Raw genomic sequence first — 19,525 nt, 5'->3', positions numbered from 1 at the left:
TTAACAAGGCTTTATTATCAAGTCACTTGGTTAATGATACCAACCGTTTGTATAAGCTAAGTTACCTAAGTTCGCGTGGGCGAGAGCTTTTTTAATCAGTTGCTCATCGTTTTCACATGGTACAAGCTGATTATTACTATACGTATAGGTGGTTGCTGGTTTTTGTGGTTGCAACACCACCACTTTATTACCGTGCATATAGGCAAAGTTTTTGTCGTATTGCATCATGGCGCGTTGTTTATTGTTGCTAATTGGCTTTGATAAATCATGGCCTATCATAGGGTGCTTGCCACTTGCACCAATTAAAGACAGTAAAGTCACGGGAATATCGAGTTGGCTAGCTAGCTGGTCATCGCGTTTATGGGGAATGCCTTTACCAAAAATAACGGCCGGGATTTTAAAGTGATCAACAGGAACTAAGCTCGAGCCCGATACGCGTGAATCGTGATCTGCAATAACTATAAATACAGTGTCGTCCCAGTAGCTCGATTTTTTAGCTTTTTTAATAAACTTACCTAGTGCGTAATCGGCATACTTTGCAGCATTATTTCGGGTTTGCTTTTGCTTGTCGTACAGCGTTATTTTATCGTCTGGAAAGTCATATGGGCTGTGATTAGAGCTTGAAAATATAAGGCTCAAAAAGGGTTTATTCTGTTGTTTAAGTTTAGTGAGTTCGAGATCTGCTTGGTCGTATAAGTCTTCGTCTGATGCGCCCCACGAGCCATTAAAATCTATTTTATTAAAGTTATTAGTATCTACAATATCTTTAAAGCCATTACCTAAAAAGAAGCTGCGCATGTTATCAAAGTGGCTTTCGCCACCATAAATAAATTGTGTGTTGTAATTTTTCTTCGCTAAAAAGTCAGCAATAGTAAAAAAGTCACGTTGTGATTTATCAAGCTTAACAACCGCACGCGATGGTGTGGGTGTAAATCCTGTAATTACAGCCTCAATTCCACGTACCGAGCGTGTGCCTGTTGCATATAAATTATCAAATCCCCAGCCTTGTCTATAAAGGGCGTCTATATTAGGTGTAAGCGGTAAACCGCCCAGTGTGCCTACGTAACGAGCGCCTAAACTTTCTTGTAAAATAATGACTAGGTTTTTTTGCTTACCTGTATTGCTTGCTTCATGGAACGTATTTGTTGGGGCAGTTGAGTCGCTAAATTTGGCCGGCGTATTTTGCATGTTACTGCGTACAATACTAAGCAATTCATCGGTAGGCATTTTGCCATAATACTCTTGGCTTGATTGCTCGTTAGAGAGTTGTTTTACCGCAAACGCGACGCTATAAAGTGAGTTAAGGGTTAAGTCGTTAAGTAAGTGATCAGTAGAGAACGAGACCATAGCGGGGTTTAGCGGCCTGTGCCCTAATGAATTACGCGCGCCTAAAATAGTTAAGCATACTAAAACTAACGCTAAAATTGATTGATTTAGCTTCGTTAGTGATGACTTGCTTTGCCATTGATTGCTAAATACTTTACTTGCAAATTTACAGCTTAAAATAAGTGCTATAAAAGCAATAAGTACCTCTAACTTATAGCCCGAAAAAATCATTTTTGAGACTTCTTTAGGGTAAATTAAATACTCTATAAATAAGCGGTTAGGGCGTAAATCGTATTCGTTTATAAATGTAGGTGTAATCACTTCAAAAAAAACAAGTAAAGCCGACATAGCCACTAAGTAAATTTTAATTAGGCCGCGTACTTTATTTTGCCACCCTATGCTTTGCATAACTAAAGTCAGTAGTAATGCGGGCATAATAATGTAGCTTAAAGTGGCTATATCTACCCTTAAACCACCTATAAATATAGACAACCACGCATGCGATCCAAATACACGCTCACCTTGCCAAACACTCAAACCAAAGCGGGCAAGTGTTAAAAAACTCAGTGCCAAAATAGTAAATACAACAAAAATCCAAACAGGACCAAGTGCTTGCTTGACTGTAAAATTATTACTTTTAAGTGTTAAGCCCATAATACAGCCCACCAAATAAGAGCAGTAATTAGCATGGCTATAAACACACTGGCTGAGGCAATATCTTTAGCAAGACCCGAAAGCTCATGGTATTCGCTGCCAATCCTATCAACTACAACCTCAACGGCTGTATTTACCAGTTCAGCAAACAATACAAAAAGCAGGCTGGCTATAAGAAGTAATTTATCGCTTAGTGCAATTTCTTGTAGCCACACAAACACACCGAGTAACGAAAACAGTACTAGCTCTTGTTGAAACGCGGCTTCAAATCGGCTCATCCATTTTAAGCCGTTAAAAGAATGGCTTAAGGTAAAAATAAGGCGCATTAAGCCTTGGCGTTTTATAACGGTTTTATTACTCATAGTTGTATTTCGCTTGATGTTGTTTGACAGCTAGCAAGTAAATCGAGCGATGCCTGATACGTTTTGCTTTTAATGCCAATTAAATTTAAAAGGGTGTGAAAAATATTGTTGTGTGAGCGTGCAGCAGTGGTGTCTAAATTAGCTAAGCAGGTATTGGTAATACGCTGATTATGCTCATCAGCCCACATATAAAGGGGGACGTGTGTTTGTGTGCTAGGTGCAAAGCTATACGGAAAACCATGTAAATACGCACCGGCTTCGCCAAGTGATTCACCATGGTCAGAGACATATAAAAATTGCTTATCTATGTTGTTTGGCAGCATTTTTAATTGATCAATTACTTGGGCGTTAACAAAGTCGCTGTACGCAATTGTATTGTCGTAGGTATTAACTAATTCATCGAGAGAGCAGTTTTGAATGTCGCTTCTGTCGCACGTGGGCGTAAATTGCTTAAACTTTTCTGGGTAGCGCTTAAAGTAGGTTGGTCCGTGTGAGCCCATCATATGTAGGACGATAACGGTATTAGCTTGGCTTAAATTAGCGAGTTTGCGTTTAAGTGGAGCAATAAGTGCTTCATCAAAACAATATTTTCCATCGCAAAGCGCTGATGGGTTGGGCGGGATATCAATGTTAACAACACGGGTGCATACGTTTTTACAGCCGCTGTTGTTATCAACCCACAGCACATCGCTGCCAGCTTGTTGTGCTAGGTCAATCAGGTTTTGTTGGTTGTCGGCTGCTAATCGATCAAAGTTATCTTGTGTTTGCAATGAAAACATACACGGCACAGATACAGCTGTTGCCGTACCGCATGAGGCGACATTATTAAAATACGTTACATTATGCTTTTGTGTATAAAGGTTGGTGCTGCGTTTATAACCTTGGTAAGCAAAGTTTTTTGCTCGTGCGGTTTCGCCAACAACTATAACGGTTACGCTGGTAGTGTTAGGCGCAATTAGAGTGGGTGTTGTATCTATATTTTTAAACTTTATATTGGTGTACAGCAGCTGATCGCGCATATATTTATAACCGCTGGATAGATACTGAAATGGGATAATTTCTTTTTTCAAAATGCGGTTATTACGGCCAGTAGCTGCATAGTCGGCGTAAAAGTTCACGACCACTAAAGCAATTAGTGAGCAGCACGCTACAATAAGTTTTATACGACTAATCGCTTCTTGATGGGGGCGAGTAAAGTGTATTTTTACTTTGCTTAATATAAAAACAGGTAGCGCACAAAATAGCAGTAAAAAGCCTATGAGCTGTGGATTTAAATAGCTCAGCGCTTCGCTTGAATCGGTTTCGAACGTGTTTTGAATCATTGAATAGTCAAACACGACACCGTAATTTAATGAGCCGTAAAGCACGGCGCTCGAAATTATCAGTAAAAGATAGTTAACTGGTTTTAATAACCATCTAACCGACACTATCGAAAAGAAAATAATTAAAAGGCATAACAAAAGTAGCGGGACTGAAAGTAAAAATAGCCATGAAAAAGATGCAAGAGAGGTTATGGCGCTAAACGAACCTTGAATAAAAGGAATGTTTATAACTAAACAGTAATAACAGGCAATCATCACTACAAAGGCATTTGCACTACAGTGAATGTAAAACCGTTTACTACGATTTGGCTTTTTTTGTGCTGGTGTTTGACTAATTACGTTCATATTTAGGCTCGTTTAAAATAACAACGCCATGCTATGCAACAACACTTAAGAGTCGCTTAAGAGAACCTACGCATTACCTGAAGGTGATAAATAATTTTATTTATAAAAATATTCTTAAAAATTAATCAAACCTTAAATAAGGGATATAAGAATAGTGAATTTCTGAGAATAAAATTAGAGCATAAAAAAACCACTACTAGCTTGTATAATGAATTTTAAAACCTGATAAATTGCCTTTTAGTCTTTTTGTTAGATTAACTTTGGTGTTGACTTAAAGGGCCTAGCGCGGTACTAATATAAAAAGAGAGCGAAGGAATAACCTTCGCGATAATTGAACAAAATTTGGTATTAATTACATGCTTACAAACGCACTTAACCTAGTCCTGATTATTATCGTGGTGATTATTCCCGCGAGGGCTTCGTAGTGCTTTAAAAACTTAAGCATTAAAAAAGCCCTCCGCACTTAACCGTTCGGAGGGCTTTTTAGTTTTAAAGGCAAAGTTTTTAGCGTAAAAATGTAATTGGGTTGTCACTGAGGAATGAGGGTTTATTAATGACAGGCGCAGAACTAACAATCGACTTATTGGCCAAACACGGCGTAAATGAAGTATTTGGCTACCCAGGCGGAGCTATTATGCCAATTTACGATGCGCTGTATGGCGCGCCAGTCAAACACTACCTTACTCGTCATGAGCAAGGTGCAGGGTTTGCAGCTGTTGGTTATGCTCGCAGCACGCGTAAATTAGGTGTGTGTTTTGCAACATCGGGCCCAGGTGCAACTAACTTAATAACTGCCCTTGCTGATGCGATGATGGACTCAGTACCATTATTGGCGATCACCGGCCAAGTGCCTACTGCAGCTATTGGTTCAGATGCGTTTCAAGAAATAGATGTACTAGGTATGTCGCTTTCGTGTACTAAGCACAGCTACATGGTAGAACGAGCGGAAGACTTAGCAGAAATATTACAAGAAGCAATTCATTTAGCGCAAAGCGGCCGACCAGGTCCTGTACTTGTCGATATCCCAAAAGATATTCAAATGGCGCAAGTACCTTTTAAGCCTTGGCTTGCAGCTGATGAATACTTACCTGAGTTAGATTTAAAGCAAGTTGCTATTGCTAATCAATTGTTGAGTGAGGCTAAACAGCCTGTAGCGTACGTAGGCGGTGGTGTACAAGCCGCTGATGCGCAAGACGAGTTAATGCAGTTTTTAAATAAAACTCAGATGCCGGCTGTATCAACACTAAAAGCATTAGGCAGTGTGTTACCTGACTACGAGCATTACTTAGGTATGCTAGGTATGCATGGTGGTCAAGCCGCTAATATTGCCGTGCAAGAATGTGATGTACTTGTGTGTATAGGTGCGCGCTTTGATGACCGCGTAACGGGTAACTTAGCTAAATTTGCAGCTAAAGCTAAAGTAATTCATTTAGATATTGATGCCGCTGAAGTAGGTAAGCGAAAACCTGCTAAAGCTTCATTAATTGCTGATTTAAAAACGTCGTTACCTGCACTTGAGTGCTTTGTAACACCTAAAGTGTGGTGTGACACAAATAAAGAAATGAATATCAAGCACGCGTGGCGTTACGACTACCCAGGTGAGAAGGTTTACGCACCGTACTTATTAAACCAACTGAGCCAACGCATGCCAAAAACAGGCGTTGTGTGTTGCGATGTTGGTCAGCATCAAATGTGGGTAGCACAACACATGAAGTTTACTCACCCGAGTAATCATTTAAGTAGTGGTGGTGCAGGCACAATGGGCTTTGGTTTACCGGCTGCTATTGGCGCACAAGTAGCACGCCCTGATGACTTTGTTATCACTGTATCGGGCGATGGTTCAATAATGATGAATATTCAAGAATTGGCCACGATTCGTCGTAACAATTTACCTGTAAAAATATTAATTTTAGATAACCAGCGTTTAGGGATGGTTCGCCAATGGCAGGAACTGTTTTTTGAAGGACGTTACTCTGAAACTAACCTGTCGGATAACCCAGACTTTGTGCAATTAGCTGCTGTATTTGGTATTCCAGGGCAAACGATTACCCACGCTAACCAAGTTGATGATGCTATTACTGCATTAGTTAACAGCAAAGGTCCGTACATAGTACATGCCTGTATTGATGATAAAGAAAATGTTTGGCCACTTGTACCACCTGGGGCTGCTAACGACGAAATGATGACGGAGAAAGCAAAATGAAACACAGCCTAACTATTGCATTAAAAAGCCAAAGTATAGCGGTAGAACGCTTTTTACGAGTGGTGCGTCATCGTGGTTTTAACCTAACGCATTTTCAGCTCAATATGGATGATGGCTTATACAACGTAGCCATGACGGTAGATAGTGATAAACCTATTCATCTATTAACCAGTCAGCTAAACAAGCTGGTGGATGTAAAAGAAGTCACTTTACAAAATTTACAGCACCAACAGGCTGTGTAATTACGAATTACAAAATAATTTACGAGTAACTGAGTCACTCGGTTATTCACCAATTTTAGAATGAGGAATGCCCGCTTATATTGCGGCAAAAACAGAGGTAACTATGGCTAAATTAAGAAGTGCAACAACAACTGAAGGACGTAAACGTGCAGGCGCAAGAGCATTATGGCGCGCAACAGGTATGACAGACTCTGATTTTGGTAAACCGATTATTGCCGTAGTTAACTCGTTTACACAATTTGTACCAGGGCATGTACACCTTAATCAGCTTAGTGAGCTTATGGGTGAGACGATAACCCAAGCGGGTGGAGTTCCTAAAGAATTTAATACCATTGCTATTGATGATGGGATTGCGATGGGACACGGCGGTATGCTTTATTCGCTGCCTTCACGCGATTTAATTGCTGACTCGGTTGAATACATGGTAAATGGTCACTGCGCCGATGCGATGATCTGTATTTCAAACTGCGATAAAATCACCCCAGGGATGATGCTTGCAGCGCTACGTTTAAACATACCGGTAATATTTGTATCGGGCGGTCCAATGGAGGCAGGTAAAACTAAACTTGCTAACATCGACATTAAACTTGATTTAGTTGATGCCATGGTTAAAGGTGCAGATGAATCGGTAAGTGATGCAGATTCAGAGCAAGTAGAGCGCTCTGCATGTCCTACATGTGGTTCGTGCTCAGGTATGTTTACTGCAAACTCAATGAACTGTTTGTTAGAGGCAATAGGCTTAGCACTGCCGGGTAACGGTACCACGCTTGCTACCCATAAAGACCGTAAACAACTGTATGTTGAAGCGGGTGCCCGTATTGTTGATTTATGTCGTGAGTACTACCAAAAAGATAATCAAGATGTATTGCCACGCGCAATTGCCAATAAAACAGCCTTTATGAATGCAATGGTTGTTGATATTGCAATGGGCGGCTCGTCAAATACCGTATTACATTTACTCGCAGCAGCGCAAGAAGCCGGCGTTGATTTTGATATGTCGCATATTGATGCTTTATCTCGTAAAACACCGTTTTTATGTAAAGTTGCACCAGCAACACCAGAGTACCATATTGAAGATGTCCACCGTGCTGGTGGCATGATGGCAGTTGTACGTGAGCTTGGTAAAGCGGGCTTAGTTGATATGTCAGTGAATCATGTCGCAGGGTCAACGATGGCTGAGCTTGTTAAAAAATGGGATGCAACTGACCCAACTAACGAAGTAGCGCGCAAATTTTATCGTGCGGGTCCTGCGGGCATTCGTACTACTAAAGCAATGAGCCAAGAGTGTCGTTGGGATGAAGGCGATAATGACCGCGTGAATGGGTGTATTCGAAGCGTTGAACATGCTTTTCGCCAAGACGGCGGTTTAGCTGTGCTTTCGGGTAATTTAGCGGTTGATGGTTGTGTTGTAAAAAGTGCTGGCGTAGTTGATGAAATGCTACATTTTGAAGGCACTGCCATTGTATACGAATCACAAGATGATTCAGTAGAAGGGATTTTAAATAACGAAGTAAAAGCCGGCGATGTTGTTGTTATTCGTTATGAAGGCCCTAGAGGCGGCCCAGGTATGCAAGAAATGTTATATCCAACAAGCTACTTAAAATCAAAAGGTCTAGCTGAAAAATGCGCACTCATTACAGATGGTCGCTTTTCGGGTGGTACTTCGGGTTTATCAATTGGCCATGTATCTCCGGAGGCTGCAAGCGGTGGTGCAATTGCTTATGTTGAAAATGGCGACAAAATCATTATTGATATCGCAACACGTGAAATCACATTAGCGCTAAGCGATGAAGAACTTGAGGCACGTAAACAAAAGCAATTAGCACGCGGAAAAATGGCGTACAAGCCAGTTGATCGTGAGCGCTATGTCTCGTCTGCTCTAAAGGCTTATGCATTACTTGCAACAAGTGCTGATAAAGGCGCTGTGCGCGACTTAGCTAAATTGGAGGCGCTTAGTTAATTATGGTCTCTCAAGAGCTCGATTATTTTCGCGCTATTATTCAAGCAAACATGGAGCCTTTGGCTAAAGTTACTGAGGTTAGCGAAATGGCTGAACTCAGTAAAAAGCTAGGTAACCATGTCTGGTTAAAGCGTGAAGACCAACAGCCCGTGTATTCATTTAAATTACGCGGTGCGTATAACAAATTAAATAAATTACCTAAAGGCTCAGTGGTTATTACTGCTTCTGCGGGTAATCATGCTCAAGGGGTAGCATTAAGTGCATCTCACTTAGGGCATCAAGCGACTATTGTAATGCCAGTAACAACGCCTGAAATAAAAGTTAGCGCAGTGCGTGCACTTGGAGGTGAAGTTGTATTACATGGCCATCATTTTGATGCAGCAAAAGCCTATGCGCTTGAGCTTACAGAGCAACGCAATGGTATATTTGTCCCACCATTTGACGATCCGGATGTCATTGTTGGTCAAGGCACTGTAGCACGCGAGCTAATGCAGCAATTAAACGAGCTTGATGCTGTGTTTATTCCTGTTGGCGGTGGTGGCTTACTTGCTGGTATGGCGGTTTACATTAAATCGTTGCGTCCAGATATAAAAGTAATTGGCGTAGAAGCCGACGAAAGTGCATGTTTACAAGCAGCACTTGAAGCCGGTAAGCCAGTAGAGCTTGATCGCGTTGGTAGTTTTGCCGATGGCGTAGCGGTTAAAATTATTGGCACTGAAACATTTCGTTTAGCGCAAAAGTTTTGCGATGAGGTTGTAACAGTAACTAGCGACGAAATATGTGCAGCCATGCAGGATATTTTTGTATCTACGCGTGCAATTGCAGAGCCTTCAGGTGCACTTGCAACTGCTGGGCTTAAAAAGTGGAGTCAGCAGTCGGGGTTAAAAGGACTACATTTAGCGGCTGTACTTTCGGGTGCTAATTTAAACTTTGATCGCCTGCGTTATGTTGCAGAGCGCACTGCGCTGGGTGAAAAAAACGAAGCGTTATTAGCGGTTACTATTAAAGAAGAAAAAGGCAGTTTTAAACAGTTTTGTGCCTCTTTAGGTGGCCGTGCTATTACTGAATTTAACTACCGTTATGCAGGACCTGGTGAAGCCCAAATATTTGTGGGTATTGCCCTGCGCCAAGGCGAGGAAGAACTCAAAGAGCTTAAGCAAGATTTAACAAATAACGATTATCAATTTTGCGATCTGTCGGATAACGAACTCGCTAAATTACATGTGCGTTATATGGTCGGCGGAAAAGCGCCAGAGCAATTACATGAACGCTTACTTCGTTTTGAATTTCCTGAGTATCCGGGTGCGCTTGCACGCTTTTTAGATACTTTAGGCAGCAATTGGAACATTACCTTGTTTCATTATCGTAATCACGGTGGTTCGATGGGGAATGTACTGGCAGGTTTTGCTATTGAACCGAGTCAGTATGAGATGTTTAACGAGCATTTGAATCGCTTAGGTTACAGTGTACAAGATGAAACACAAAACCCGTGTTTTACCCAATTTTTAACATCAAAGCCGCAAGCAGAAGAAGCTGAAAAATTCGCCTCAGTATAATCCTTCTTTAAAGGCAGGCACCTAACTAGGGTGCTTGCTTTATAGCGCATATTACATATAGTTACAGGTAATTGTCGTACTTTTTGAGGGCACCTTGTTGCTATTTAAAGGATTAATCATTGGATTGTGCTTTTTTTGGAGCCATCTCGCAGCGCAAGAATCAGTCACATTACAGTTAAAGTGGACACATCAGTTTCAATTTGCCGGTTATTACATGGCAGAGCAAAAAGGCTTTTATAATGAAGTGGGCCTTGATGTAATCATTAAACAAGCGAATCCAATAAAACCTGATACTTTTGGTCCCGTAGCCAGTGATGAAGCGCAATTTGGTGTAGGGCATTCTGGTATTTTACAGCAACGTATTAATGGTCAACCTTTTGTTGCAATAGCTGCTTTATTGCAGTTTTCACCTTACTGCTGGATGGTAAAAGACACGTCTGATATTTTTCACCCACGTGACTTTGTTAATAAGCGTATCACTGCTGTGAGCAAAAATGACGGCACCGAGTTACTTATTATGCTTAAACGCAGTGGCATTGATGTAGATAAACTCAAAGTTTACGATGGCGAAAGTCCAGGTCAGGCTTGGATTGAAAACAAGCTAGATGCTATGCAAGTTTATGTTACTACAGAGCCTTATTATATGACTCAGCAAGGCGTAGCTCATAGGCTTGTTTGCCCACAGCGTTATGGTATGGACGTATATAGCGACATTTTATTTACCAGCGAAAACATGCTTAAGAAAAACCCGCAAACAGTCGAAAAATTCTACCAAGCGAGCCTAAAGGGATGGCGTTATGCATTGATGAACATGGATGAAGCCATTGCAGTCACCCAGCAAAACTATGCACCGAGCAAAAGCTTTCATCAGCTCGCCTTTGAGGCTGAAGTATTAAAAAATTATATAGCACCACCCACCACCAGTTTAGGGCATATGTCGATAGCAAAATGGCGTTTAATAGCTGATTTATATGGCATACAGCAAAACGAATTTGACGAAGTGAAATCTCATTTTATCTACAAATACCAAGAGCCCGAAAAAATACAGTTATCATGGATGCTCATAGCAGCTATTTTGGTGAGTATCATTTCAGTACCTTTATATTTACGGCTAATTTTTAGCCAAAAATAACTGCTTAATGAGAACTCACTGAGCTGATATAATTAATTGTCTTTTTATTTTTTAAGCTGTTATGACTTTAGCCGAGCAATTTTTTGCACTTGATTCACTTTTAATGCGCCATCGTCAGTATTGGCAGTGCACCGCATTTGATTTTGACACTATTCCTTGGCCAGAGCTGCAAGGCATACTTAACGAACTAACTGATGATCAGGTAACCGTTCTTGATAACGATCAAAATCAGCTATACCAATTTTTTAGCCAACACATAAACCAACTTGATGAACTTGCTAAGCTATGTGATTTACCTAGCGCTGCACACTCTCGAGCTGATTATCCGTTTTGGATAAGTAACGGCATTAAAGGTCGTAAGTTTGAACAGTTACAAGATTTTGTATCTGCACTACCTAATACTAAGCAACCTGTTTTAGAGTGGTGTGCGGGTAAAGGGCACTTAGGTCGAATGCTTGCGTTTAATGGCGCAAGTAATGTGCATAGTATTGAACTGCAACAAAGCTTATGCGAGCAAGGACAAAAAAGTGCACAGCAACAAGGCTTGGCAATGCACTTTAGCCAAGCAGATGTATTAAAAGACGATATCACTCAATTTTTTAATACTGATATGCATGCTGTAGCGCTGCACGCATGTGGTGGTTTGCACCAAGCATTTATGTGCCAAGCAAGTTTTGCGAAAGTACAACAAATTAGCTTTTCACCTTGTTGCTATCATTTATTTACGGCTAATGAGTACCGTGCAATGAGTGAGGTTGCAAACCAAAGTGAGCTTAACCTAACGCATCGCGACTTAAAGCTTGCATTGCAAGAAACCGTTACAGCGCCTTCTCGTCTGGAAAAAGTACGTAAAATAGAACTTGAATGGCGACTTGGTTTTGATGCACTTAGAAAATCGATTACTGGCGAGCAATATTACGTAAGCGTACCTTCGGTTAACAAAGCTATATTTTCAGATTCGTTTAAATCATTTTGTGTATGGGCTGCAGACAAAAAGGCAACAAACCTACCACAAGATACTGATTATAATAAATATTTAGATGTTGGGGTTGCTCGAAAAAAAATAACTGACCGAGTTGAACTGGTTCGACATGTGTTCAGAAGAGCAATTGAAGTTTGGCTTGTGCTCGATCGTGCTTTATATTTGCAACAGCAAGGCTATCAAGTAAGCGTTAAAACGTTTTGTGAAAAGCAGTTAACGCCTCGTAATATTTTGATTCTTGCTAATATCCATTAAATTTCCGTCCTCGACTTAATAAGAGATGCAATGAGAAAGTTAAAAAATTTATTCGATAACAATAAACGTTGGGCTGCACGTACAAGCGAAGCTGATCCTGAGTTTTTTAAAATTTTATCTATGCAACAAAATCCAGAGTATTTATGGATTGGTTGTTCAGACTCTCGTGTACCTGCTAATCAAATAGTTGATTTATTACCAGGCGAATTATTTGTGCATCGTAACGTTGCTAACGTGGTTGTACACACTGACCATAACTGTTTGTCGGTTATGCAGTACGCTGTAGAGGTTTTAAAAGTAAAACATATTATGGTAGTAGGTCACTATGGCTGTGGTGGCGTACAAGCCGTTTTAAACAATGCAAAATTTGGCTTTATTGATAATTGGCTACGCCATGTAGGGGATGTAAAAGAAAAGCATCTTGAACAACTTGATGCAATGCCAGAAAGCGAACGTTTAAGCCGCCTTATTGAGCTAAATGTAATTGAGCAAGTACGTAATGTATGCCGTACTAACATTGTGCAAGATGCGTGGGAACGCGGCCAAGAGCTAAGCGTTCATGGTTGGGTTTATGGTTTAGAAAACGGCCACCTTCATGATTTAGAATCTGTAGTAACGTGCGCGAGTGAAGAAACGCAAAGCTACAAAAAAGCAGTGCAGCACGTACTTAATAAAGTGGGCGAAAATAAATAAATTTATGACTAAAACGGCGATATTAATAGGTGTTACAGGTTTGGTCGGTAATGAGTTGCTACATAAGCTACTTAATAGCGATCGTTATACCAAAGTGGTTACGTTAAGTCGTCGGGCTTTGCCTATTACACACGCAAAGCTAGTTAATCACGTTATTGATTTTGAAAAATTAACTCAATACGTTGAGCTTTTTAAAGGTGACGTATTGTTTTCGTGTTTGGGCACAACCCGTAAACGGGCGGGCTCTATACAAGCCCAGCGTAAAGTGGATTTTGATTATCAGTTTATAGCGGCGCAGTTAGCGGCATGTAATGGTGTTACGCATTACTGCTTAGTGTCATCAAGCGGGGCGAACACGCACAGTAATAGTGCTTATTTGAAAATGAAGGGTGAGCTTGAGCAACATATTAAAGCACTCCCTTTTGATAAAATAAGTATTTTACAACCGTCTTTATTATTGGGTGATCGTGAGCAATTTAGAGTGGCAGAAAAGATAGGCAGTATTATTTTTCCTGTTATTACACGATTTGCGTTTTTAAAGCGTTACAAACCAATAACTGGCGAGCAAGTTGCGCAAAAAATGCTGAGTGTGAGTTTAGCGCAGCAGGCTAAGTTATTCTATTATGTGCTAGATGAGCTATTTGAATAAACTTAGTAAAACGCAAAAGGCAGCCTAAGCTGCCTTTTTTGTACATTAAATTAATACCAATTTTATTAAAAAAATGATCATTCTAGCGTATTAAATAACTCACCAACTACGTTAAAAATTATTTATATAGAACAACTATGTAGCATAATTTTAGCCTTGTTATTGAGCTATTTTCTTATCGCTATAATAGAACACTAATCTAATGCAATTGGTATAATTATTCAGCGTCAGGTTTGGTGCTAAGTTGTTGCTCAAGCAATGCAACTTTAGCTTCAAGTTCGGTTAGTTTTTCGCGAGTACGAATAAGTACTTGGCTTTGCACATCAAATTCTTCACGGCTCACAAAATCCATCTCAGCAAGCTTGTTTTGTAAAACTTGCTTTGTTTTACCTTCGAGTGTCTCTGCTAGGTTTTTTACACCTTGTGGCATATTGCTAGTAATTTGCTTAGCAATTTCTTCAAGTTTTGCTGGGTTGATCATATTTGTCCCTTCGATGCGGCCTAAAATAATAATAACTAATATTACCTTATACCCACGGTATTTAACACATGATCATCTTTACCTTAATTAATTAAGGCAATTGCTATGCTCGCAGTAATGGTTACGTTAAAATTGCGCGTCTTTTAAATTTCTTTGGTCGTTATGAAACTCAATCCTAAACAAGATGAAGCCGTAAAATATATTAGTGGTCCATGCTTAGTACTCGCAGGCGCAGGCTCCGGTAAAACCCGTGTTATTACGAATAAAATTGCTTATTTAGTGAAAAAATGTGAGTACAAAGCGCGAAATATAGCCGCTGTTACTTTTACCAATAAAGCAGCCAAAGAAATGCGTGAACGAGTACTGCAAACACTTGGTAAACAAGACGCTAAAGGTTTGTGGGTATCAACGTTTCATACACTCGGTTTAGAAATAATAAAAAAAGAGTTAAGCACATTAGGGTTTAAACCCGGCTTTTCGCTATTTGATGATCAAGATACCAATCAGCTTCTTAGTGAACTCACCGAAGATGAGCTAAAAAAAGACAAGGACTTACTCAAACTACTTAAAATGGAAATTGGTAGTTGGAAAAATGAATTAGTACTGCCAGAGCAAGCAATACGCGAAGCGCGTGATGCGCAAAAGGCATTGTTTGCACAGCTGTATGCTCGCTATCAAAATCAGCTACGTGCTTATAACGCACTGGATTTTGATGATTTAATTATGATCCCTACTTTGTTACTTACTAATAACGCCACATCTCGTGAGCGCTGGCAGCAACGCTTTAAATACTTGCTGGTGGATGAGTATCAAGATACCAATACAAGCCAATATCAACTTGTTAAATTGCTAGTAGGCGAGCGTGCCCGTTTTACTGTGGTAGGTGATGACGATCAATCAATTTACTCATGGCGTGGTGCTCGCCCACAAAACTTAGTGTTATTAGGTAAAGACTACCCAGGGCTTAGACTTATAAAGCTTGAGCAAAACTATCGAAGTGCAGGGCGAATACTAAAAGCGGCTAACATTTTAATTGCGAATAACCCACATGACATAGAGAAAAAGTTATTTAGTGAACTAGGTTATGGTGAGCCGATTAAAGTAATAGGGTGCCGCGATGAAGAGCATGAATCTGAGCGTGTGGTTGCTGAAATAATTTCACATAAGTTTATGAAGCGTACCAGCTATAAAGATTACGCGATTTTATATCGTGGTAATCATCAAGCACGTGGCTTTGAAAAGTCATTAATGAGTAACCGTATCCCTTATAAAATTAGTGGCGGTATGTCATTTTTTGCTCGTTCAGAAATTAAAGATATTATGGCGTATTTACGTTTGCTAGTTAATCAAGATGATGACAATGCATTTTTACGTATCGTAAATACACCACGACGCGAAATAGGCACGGTTACACTTGAAAAGCTTGGTACGCTTGCTAACGAAAAACACGCGAGCTTATTTGCTACCTGTTTTGATAACGATTTAGGCTACAGACTAAAAGGGCGTGGTTTTAATGCGCTTGCTGGGTTTGCACGCTGGGTTGTTGAGCTATCAGATAACGCAGTACGTGGTGATACGCTTGGAGCTGTTAAAGACTTAGTACGTAACATTAATTACGAAGCATATTTGTACGAGTCGTCACCGAGTGCTAAAGCCGCCGAAATGCGCATGAAAAACGTATCTGAATTGTATCGCTGGATAACCGACATGTTGACCGGTGATGCCGACAACGAACCAATGACATTAGCCGAGGTTGTTAGCAAGCTAACCCTTCGTGATATGCTTGAGCGTAACGAAGAAGAAGATGAAACAGATGCAGTGCACTTATCAACACTACATGCATCAAAGGGCTTAGAGTATCCATATGTATTTATGGTAGGCATGGAGGAGGGCTTACTCCCGCATCAGGTAAGTATTGATGAAGATAACGTAGATGAAGAACGCCGCTTAGCTTATGTTGGTATTACTCGTGCGCAGCAGGAGTTAACACTTACTTATGCAAAAATACGTCGTCAATTTGGTGAAACCTCACAAACTGAGTTAAGCCGATTTGTACAAGAGTTACCGCAGGACGATCTCGCGTTTGAAAATAAAAAGGCGCCAAATACGCAAGTAGAGCGAATGGAAAAAGGCCAAGCAAGGGTCGCTAACCTTCGTGCAATGTTTAAAAAGCCTGAGTAATACCTCAGGCTAATTTTATAAAGACTGGGTTGCTTGTATTTTAGGTAACTCAGAACACACTAGAGCGTGTTGTTTTCCCACAAAAAATGCCAAACCGTGCTTGTCTAGTAAAGCTCTAAAATTAAGTATTGATGGCCCTTTAGCAATGACTTTCATTGCTTTGAGCTTCGTAATTGCTAGCACCCCTTGTAGCTGAAAATCGTAACTTTCTTGTTGTAAAACACGCTTACTAAAGGTCGAGCTAAGTAGCAGATAGTCAAAATTAATATCGGTTAGTAAATTAAGTTCGCATCGATCTTTAGCGAAATTGTTTAAACCAATTGAATAACCAAGTTGTGATAGCTTTTTGAGGTTTTCTATTTGTGTTGCGCTTGCGTGACGAATTTCTTGCTCATCAAATATCAAACAAAGCTGGCTATGTCCTTGTTGTTTATTTAGCGTATCTGTAAATAAAACAAATTCGTGCTCCTCGAGTAGTAAACCAGAGCAAGGAACCAGCGCCATAGTTACATTTGCGGTAATTGCTTGTGCATAAGCGCGTTGTAATAACTGTAACTCTATCTCGAGGTGCTGTTCTTTATCTGATGCAAACTTTTTCAAAATATCAAAGCTAGTAAAGCCAAGTATTGGGTGTTCACCAAATGCTTCAAATAAAGATTCAGACTGATGTTGCTCATCAAGCGTAATTATTTCTGAGCTTCTAAAACTCATAGGTAATATATCAAGGTGATGTTGTGCTTTTAGAGCTTGCGCAGGTATTGATTGCGTTAATAGCGAATGAAATAGCTCGTAGCGATTTTTTCCTGAGTTTTTAGCGTGATACATTGCAGCATCGGCATCACGAATAATTTCATCCGTATGCATATAGCTTTGCTTTGAGTAGGTTATTCCTATACTAGCACCACTTTGAAGTGATTCGCCTTTAAGGCAAAAAGGCTTTTTCATTAAGTCGATAATACGATTAGCAACATCTTCTGCTTGTTGAGGCTCAGTTAAATGCGTTAATAAAATAACAAACTCATCACCGCCTAGACGCGCGAGTAAGTCGTGTTCGCGTGTACACTGGGTAAATAACTCACCAACGTTAATTAAAAATTGATCGCCAGCATGGTGACCAAGCTGGTCATTAATGTCTTTAAACTTATCTAAATCGATAAATAAAACAGCAAAATTATGTTCAGGAAAACGCTGATAATGTTGTAGCGTTTTTTCAAGCTGAGTTAAAAATAGGCTGCGATTAGGTAAGCTAGTAAGAGAGTCGTGATGTGCGTCATGATAAAGCTGCTGCTCTATTTTTTTGCGTTCATCTATTTGCATTTGTAAGTGTAAATTAGTTTGACGCAGTTCTTTGGTTTTTTCGTTTACTCTAAATTCGAGTTCTTGGTGGCTTTTTGCAATAGCTTGATTGGCGAGCTTTGTTTGTAAAACAGCTGCAATTTGATGTGATACAAAGGTAATTAGCTCACAATCATCCTGGCTGAAAATATGTTTGTTATCGTAAGCTTGGCAAACAATGAGGCCGATGACACCTTGAGCTGTTTTAAGTGGAGCGCCTAACCAACTAGTGGCCATTTGCTCTTTTTGTACAGGCTTAGCTCTTTGTACTACACCGCTTTCTATTAATTCTTTTGCCCTACACGGGTGTATAAGTTGCGTTTCTTCAGTGCTTATTACCAGTTCACTATAACCTTTAGCAAAGCGTCTTGGTTGTGTGTTTTCTTTAAATTCATCTACACAATAAGGAAAGCTTATCCAGCCAGACTCTTTATCATAAAGTGCAATATATAAGTTTTCTGCGTAGGTAATTGTTTTTATTATTTCATGTATCTTAAAGTAAGCATCATCAAGGTTTTTAGCTTGCGTTGCTATTTCGGATATTTTAAACAGAATTTGTTGGCGTTGAAGAGCGCGTTTACGTTGTTCTATTTCAAGGTTTAACGCGTCGTTACTTTGAGTGAGTGCACGGGTGCGAATTTTAACTTCTGACTCAAGGAGCTCTCGTTTTTTTACACGCTCTATTGCAGTTGCTAAATAAAGCGACATAAACTCAAGTAATTGTATTTGTTGTGAGCTATAGCCTTGTTTTGTATCGTAACTTTGCGCTGCTAATACACCGATAATATTATGTTCTTGGTAAACCGGTACACCTACCCAATGCTCTGCTGGAGTGCCTAATGCTTTAAATAAGCCTTCTGCTGCGGCACCTTGCATTTGCTGTTTGGTAAAGCATGTGGTTTTACCCTGTTTAAATACATAACCAGTGGCGCCTTCATCAAAGCTATTTGATTGATTAAGGGCGACGGCAATACCATCTTTTTCATCTGAAAAGTAAGAAAGTTCTAGCGATTGACTGTATTGATTTAACAGCACCACATAAAAACTTTTACTCGGCACATACTTTTGTAAAATGTCGTGGATAGCTGGATAAAGTAGGGTTAGCTCGGCAACAGTACTTGCTTGCTCTGATAATTGTATCAGCGCATTTTGTAAGTGATGTGATTGTTTGTATTTATTGAGTAATGTTTTTAGACGTTTATTTTGATACGCCAATTTACTCGATACTGAGAGTTTATCTTCCAATGATATAACCGGCTATTCTTATTGTATAGTTATTAGCCTTATACTTTCACTTTTAGCGCCTATCGTCAAGTTGATATTCGTACTACCATACTGGCTAGAAACACTATTTTAGGTATTAAAAAAGGCTTACCGAAGTAAACCTTTTTTGTGTATTTTAGCTGTATTTATTTAGATGTCATGAAGTCGATAGCAGCGCTTATCTCATCATCAGAACAATCCATACAGGTGCCTTTTGGAGGCATCGCATTAAAGCCATTTAGTGCATGCTCAAGTAAAGTGTCTTTACCTTTAGCTATACGTGGAGCCCAATCGTCAGGCGATTTAGGCGCGCCTAGTGCACCAGTACCGTGACATGCAAAACACGCACCTTGATACACTTGCTCACCAGAACGAGGGCCTGTAGGCGCCGCTGCTACAGCAGCTTTATCGCCTTCAAGGTATACAGCACCAACCGGCGCGAGACGTGCTTTAATTGCATCTTCAGTCATAGAGTTATCATATGGCTGTGCGTATGCAGTGGTTGCTAGCATTAATAATGCTGCAGCTGTTAATTTTTTCATTTTGCCTTGCTCACTTCGATTTGAACGTGATCAATCACGATT

The 19,525-nt window shown here is 40.1% G+C and carries 15 protein-coding genes; 9 read left to right on the top strand and 6 right to left on the bottom strand.

Annotation, left to right across the window (positions count from 1 at the left end; all coding sequences use genetic code 11):
• Nucleotides 1–30: 30 nt before the first annotated feature.
• From I6F40_RS13970 to I6F40_RS13960, 3 genes are read right to left on the bottom strand one after another with little or no spacing between them, the layout of a single operon-like run.
• Nucleotides 31–1,980, bottom strand: coding sequence for an LTA synthase family protein (locus I6F40_RS13970; RefSeq protein ID WP_197181290.1), 1,950 nt, complete (start codon nucleotides 1,978–1,980; stop codon nucleotides 31–33).
• Nucleotides 1,971–2,342, bottom strand: coding sequence for a diacylglycerol kinase (locus I6F40_RS13965; RefSeq protein WP_197181291.1), 372 nt, complete (start codon nucleotides 2,340–2,342; stop codon nucleotides 1,971–1,973). Before I6F40_RS13965 ends, I6F40_RS13970 begins: the two co-directional genes overlap by 10 nt.
• Nucleotides 2,339–4,009, bottom strand: coding sequence for a phosphoethanolamine transferase (locus I6F40_RS13960; RefSeq protein ID WP_197193066.1), 1,671 nt, complete (start codon nucleotides 4,007–4,009; stop codon nucleotides 2,339–2,341). The genes I6F40_RS13965 and I6F40_RS13960 overlap by 4 nt, the downstream gene beginning before the upstream one ends.
• A gap of 553 nt (nucleotides 4,010–4,562) precedes the next feature.
• On the opposite strand from I6F40_RS13960, the gene ilvG reads away from it, so the two are divergent.
• The 8 genes from ilvG to I6F40_RS13920 all read left to right on the top strand — a co-directional run bounded on the left by ilvG (nucleotide 4,563) and on the right by I6F40_RS13920 (nucleotide 13,681).
• Nucleotides 4,563–6,212 (top strand): acetolactate synthase 2 catalytic subunit, encoded by a 1,650-nt coding sequence (ilvG, locus tag I6F40_RS13955; RefSeq protein ID WP_197113549.1) that lies wholly within the window; start codon nucleotides 4,563–4,565, stop codon nucleotides 6,210–6,212.
• Nucleotides 6,209–6,454: an acetolactate synthase 2 small subunit gene (ilvM, locus tag I6F40_RS13950; RefSeq protein WP_010553831.1), complete on the top strand. Its 246-nt coding sequence runs from the start codon at nucleotides 6,209–6,211 to the stop codon at nucleotides 6,452–6,454. Before ilvG ends, ilvM begins: the two co-directional genes overlap by 4 nt.
• 103 nt (nucleotides 6,455–6,557) lie before the next feature.
• Complete coding sequence (gene ilvD / locus I6F40_RS13945; RefSeq protein WP_010553830.1) at nucleotides 6,558–8,414, top strand: dihydroxy-acid dehydratase; 1,857 nt, start codon at nucleotides 6,558–6,560, stop codon at nucleotides 8,412–8,414.
• A gap of 2 nt (nucleotides 8,415–8,416) precedes the next feature.
• The gene (gene ilvA / locus I6F40_RS13940; RefSeq protein ID WP_197193065.1) at nucleotides 8,417–9,970 is read left to right on the top strand and encodes a threonine ammonia-lyase, biosynthetic; all 1,554 of its coding nucleotides are present in this window, start codon (nucleotides 8,417–8,419) and stop codon (nucleotides 9,968–9,970) included.
• A 97-nt stretch (nucleotides 9,971–10,067) separates the two neighbouring features.
• Nucleotides 10,068–11,102: an ABC transporter substrate-binding protein gene (locus tag I6F40_RS13935; RefSeq protein ID WP_197193064.1), complete on the top strand. Its 1,035-nt coding sequence runs from the start codon at nucleotides 10,068–10,070 to the stop codon at nucleotides 11,100–11,102.
• Nucleotides 11,103–11,163: 61 nt separating this feature from the next.
• Nucleotides 11,164–12,339, top strand: a complete 1,176-nt coding sequence (locus tag I6F40_RS13930; RefSeq protein WP_197193063.1) for a methyltransferase — start codon at nucleotides 11,164–11,166, stop codon at nucleotides 12,337–12,339.
• 30 nt (nucleotides 12,340–12,369) lie between these two features.
• Nucleotides 12,370–13,032 (top strand): carbonate dehydratase, encoded by a 663-nt coding sequence (gene can, locus I6F40_RS13925; RefSeq protein WP_007582103.1) that lies wholly within the window; start codon nucleotides 12,370–12,372, stop codon nucleotides 13,030–13,032.
• Between the two features lie 4 nt (nucleotides 13,033–13,036).
• Complete coding sequence (locus tag I6F40_RS13920; RefSeq protein WP_166378246.1) at nucleotides 13,037–13,681, top strand: NAD(P)H-binding protein; 645 nt, start codon at nucleotides 13,037–13,039, stop codon at nucleotides 13,679–13,681.
• A gap of 217 nt (nucleotides 13,682–13,898) precedes the next feature.
• Here I6F40_RS13920 and ubiK read toward each other — a convergent pair whose 3' ends face one another.
• Complete coding sequence (gene ubiK, locus I6F40_RS13915; protein WP_101216535.1) at nucleotides 13,899–14,162, bottom strand: ubiquinone biosynthesis accessory factor UbiK; 264 nt, start codon at nucleotides 14,160–14,162, stop codon at nucleotides 13,899–13,901.
• A gap of 162 nt (nucleotides 14,163–14,324) precedes the next feature.
• Between ubiK and rep the strand changes: the two genes are divergently transcribed.
• Nucleotides 14,325–16,343, top strand: a complete 2,019-nt coding sequence (rep, locus tag I6F40_RS13910) for a DNA helicase Rep (protein ID WP_166378244.1) — start codon at nucleotides 14,325–14,327, stop codon at nucleotides 16,341–16,343.
• 15 nt (nucleotides 16,344–16,358) lie between these two features.
• On the opposite strand, the gene I6F40_RS13905 is transcribed toward rep, so the two are convergent.
• Nucleotides 16,359–18,923: a sensor domain-containing diguanylate cyclase gene (locus I6F40_RS13905; RefSeq protein ID WP_197193062.1), complete on the bottom strand. Its 2,565-nt coding sequence runs from the start codon at nucleotides 18,921–18,923 to the stop codon at nucleotides 16,359–16,361.
• Between the two features lie 164 nt (nucleotides 18,924–19,087).
• Nucleotides 19,088–19,483, bottom strand: a complete 396-nt coding sequence (locus tag I6F40_RS13900) for a c-type cytochrome (protein ID WP_007582093.1) — start codon at nucleotides 19,481–19,483, stop codon at nucleotides 19,088–19,090.
• Between the last annotated feature and the right edge of the window lie 42 nt (nucleotides 19,484–19,525).

This window comes from Pseudoalteromonas sp. SWXJ133 (genome assembly GCF_015864365.1).
In the GTDB taxonomy this organism is placed as follows: Bacteria; Pseudomonadota; Gammaproteobacteria; order Enterobacterales; family Alteromonadaceae; genus Pseudoalteromonas; species Pseudoalteromonas arctica.
The sequence above is the reverse complement of the archived record's forward strand: the minus strand, read 5'-3'. Positions and strand labels throughout refer to the sequence as shown.

Excerpts from the sequence above, each read along its gene's own strand:
- I6F40_RS13965 (WP_197181291.1), bottom strand. The coding sequence starts at position 2,342 with ATGAGTAATAAAACCGTTATAAAACGCCAAGGCTTAATGCGCCTTATT.
- ilvM (WP_010553831.1), top strand. The coding sequence starts at position 6,209 with ATGAAACACAGCCTAACTATTGCATTAAAAAGCCAAAGTATAGCGGTA.
- ilvG (WP_197113549.1), top strand. The coding sequence starts at position 4,563 with ATGACAGGCGCAGAACTAACAATCGACTTATTGGCCAAACACGGCGTA.
- ilvD (WP_010553830.1), top strand. The coding sequence starts at position 6,558 with ATGGCTAAATTAAGAAGTGCAACAACAACTGAAGGACGTAAACGTGCA.
- I6F40_RS13930 (WP_197193063.1), top strand. The coding sequence starts at position 11,164 with ATGACTTTAGCCGAGCAATTTTTTGCACTTGATTCACTTTTAATGCGC.
- ubiK (WP_101216535.1), bottom strand. The coding sequence starts at position 14,162 with ATGATCAACCCAGCAAAACTTGAAGAAATTGCTAAGCAAATTACTAGC.
- rep (WP_166378244.1), top strand. The coding sequence starts at position 14,325 with ATGAAACTCAATCCTAAACAAGATGAAGCCGTAAAATATATTAGTGGT.
- I6F40_RS13900 (WP_007582093.1), bottom strand. The coding sequence starts at position 19,483 with ATGAAAAAATTAACAGCTGCAGCATTATTAATGCTAGCAACCACTGCA.
- I6F40_RS13960 (WP_197193066.1), bottom strand. The coding sequence starts at position 4,009 with ATGAACGTAATTAGTCAAACACCAGCACAAAAAAAGCCAAATCGTAGT.
- I6F40_RS13970 (WP_197181290.1), bottom strand. The coding sequence starts at position 1,980 with ATGGGCTTAACACTTAAAAGTAATAATTTTACAGTCAAGCAAGCACTT.
- ilvA (WP_197193065.1), top strand. The coding sequence starts at position 8,417 with ATGGTCTCTCAAGAGCTCGATTATTTTCGCGCTATTATTCAAGCAAAC.
- I6F40_RS13920 (WP_166378246.1), top strand. The coding sequence starts at position 13,037 with ATGACTAAAACGGCGATATTAATAGGTGTTACAGGTTTGGTCGGTAAT.
- can (WP_007582103.1), top strand. The coding sequence starts at position 12,370 with ATGAGAAAGTTAAAAAATTTATTCGATAACAATAAACGTTGGGCTGCA.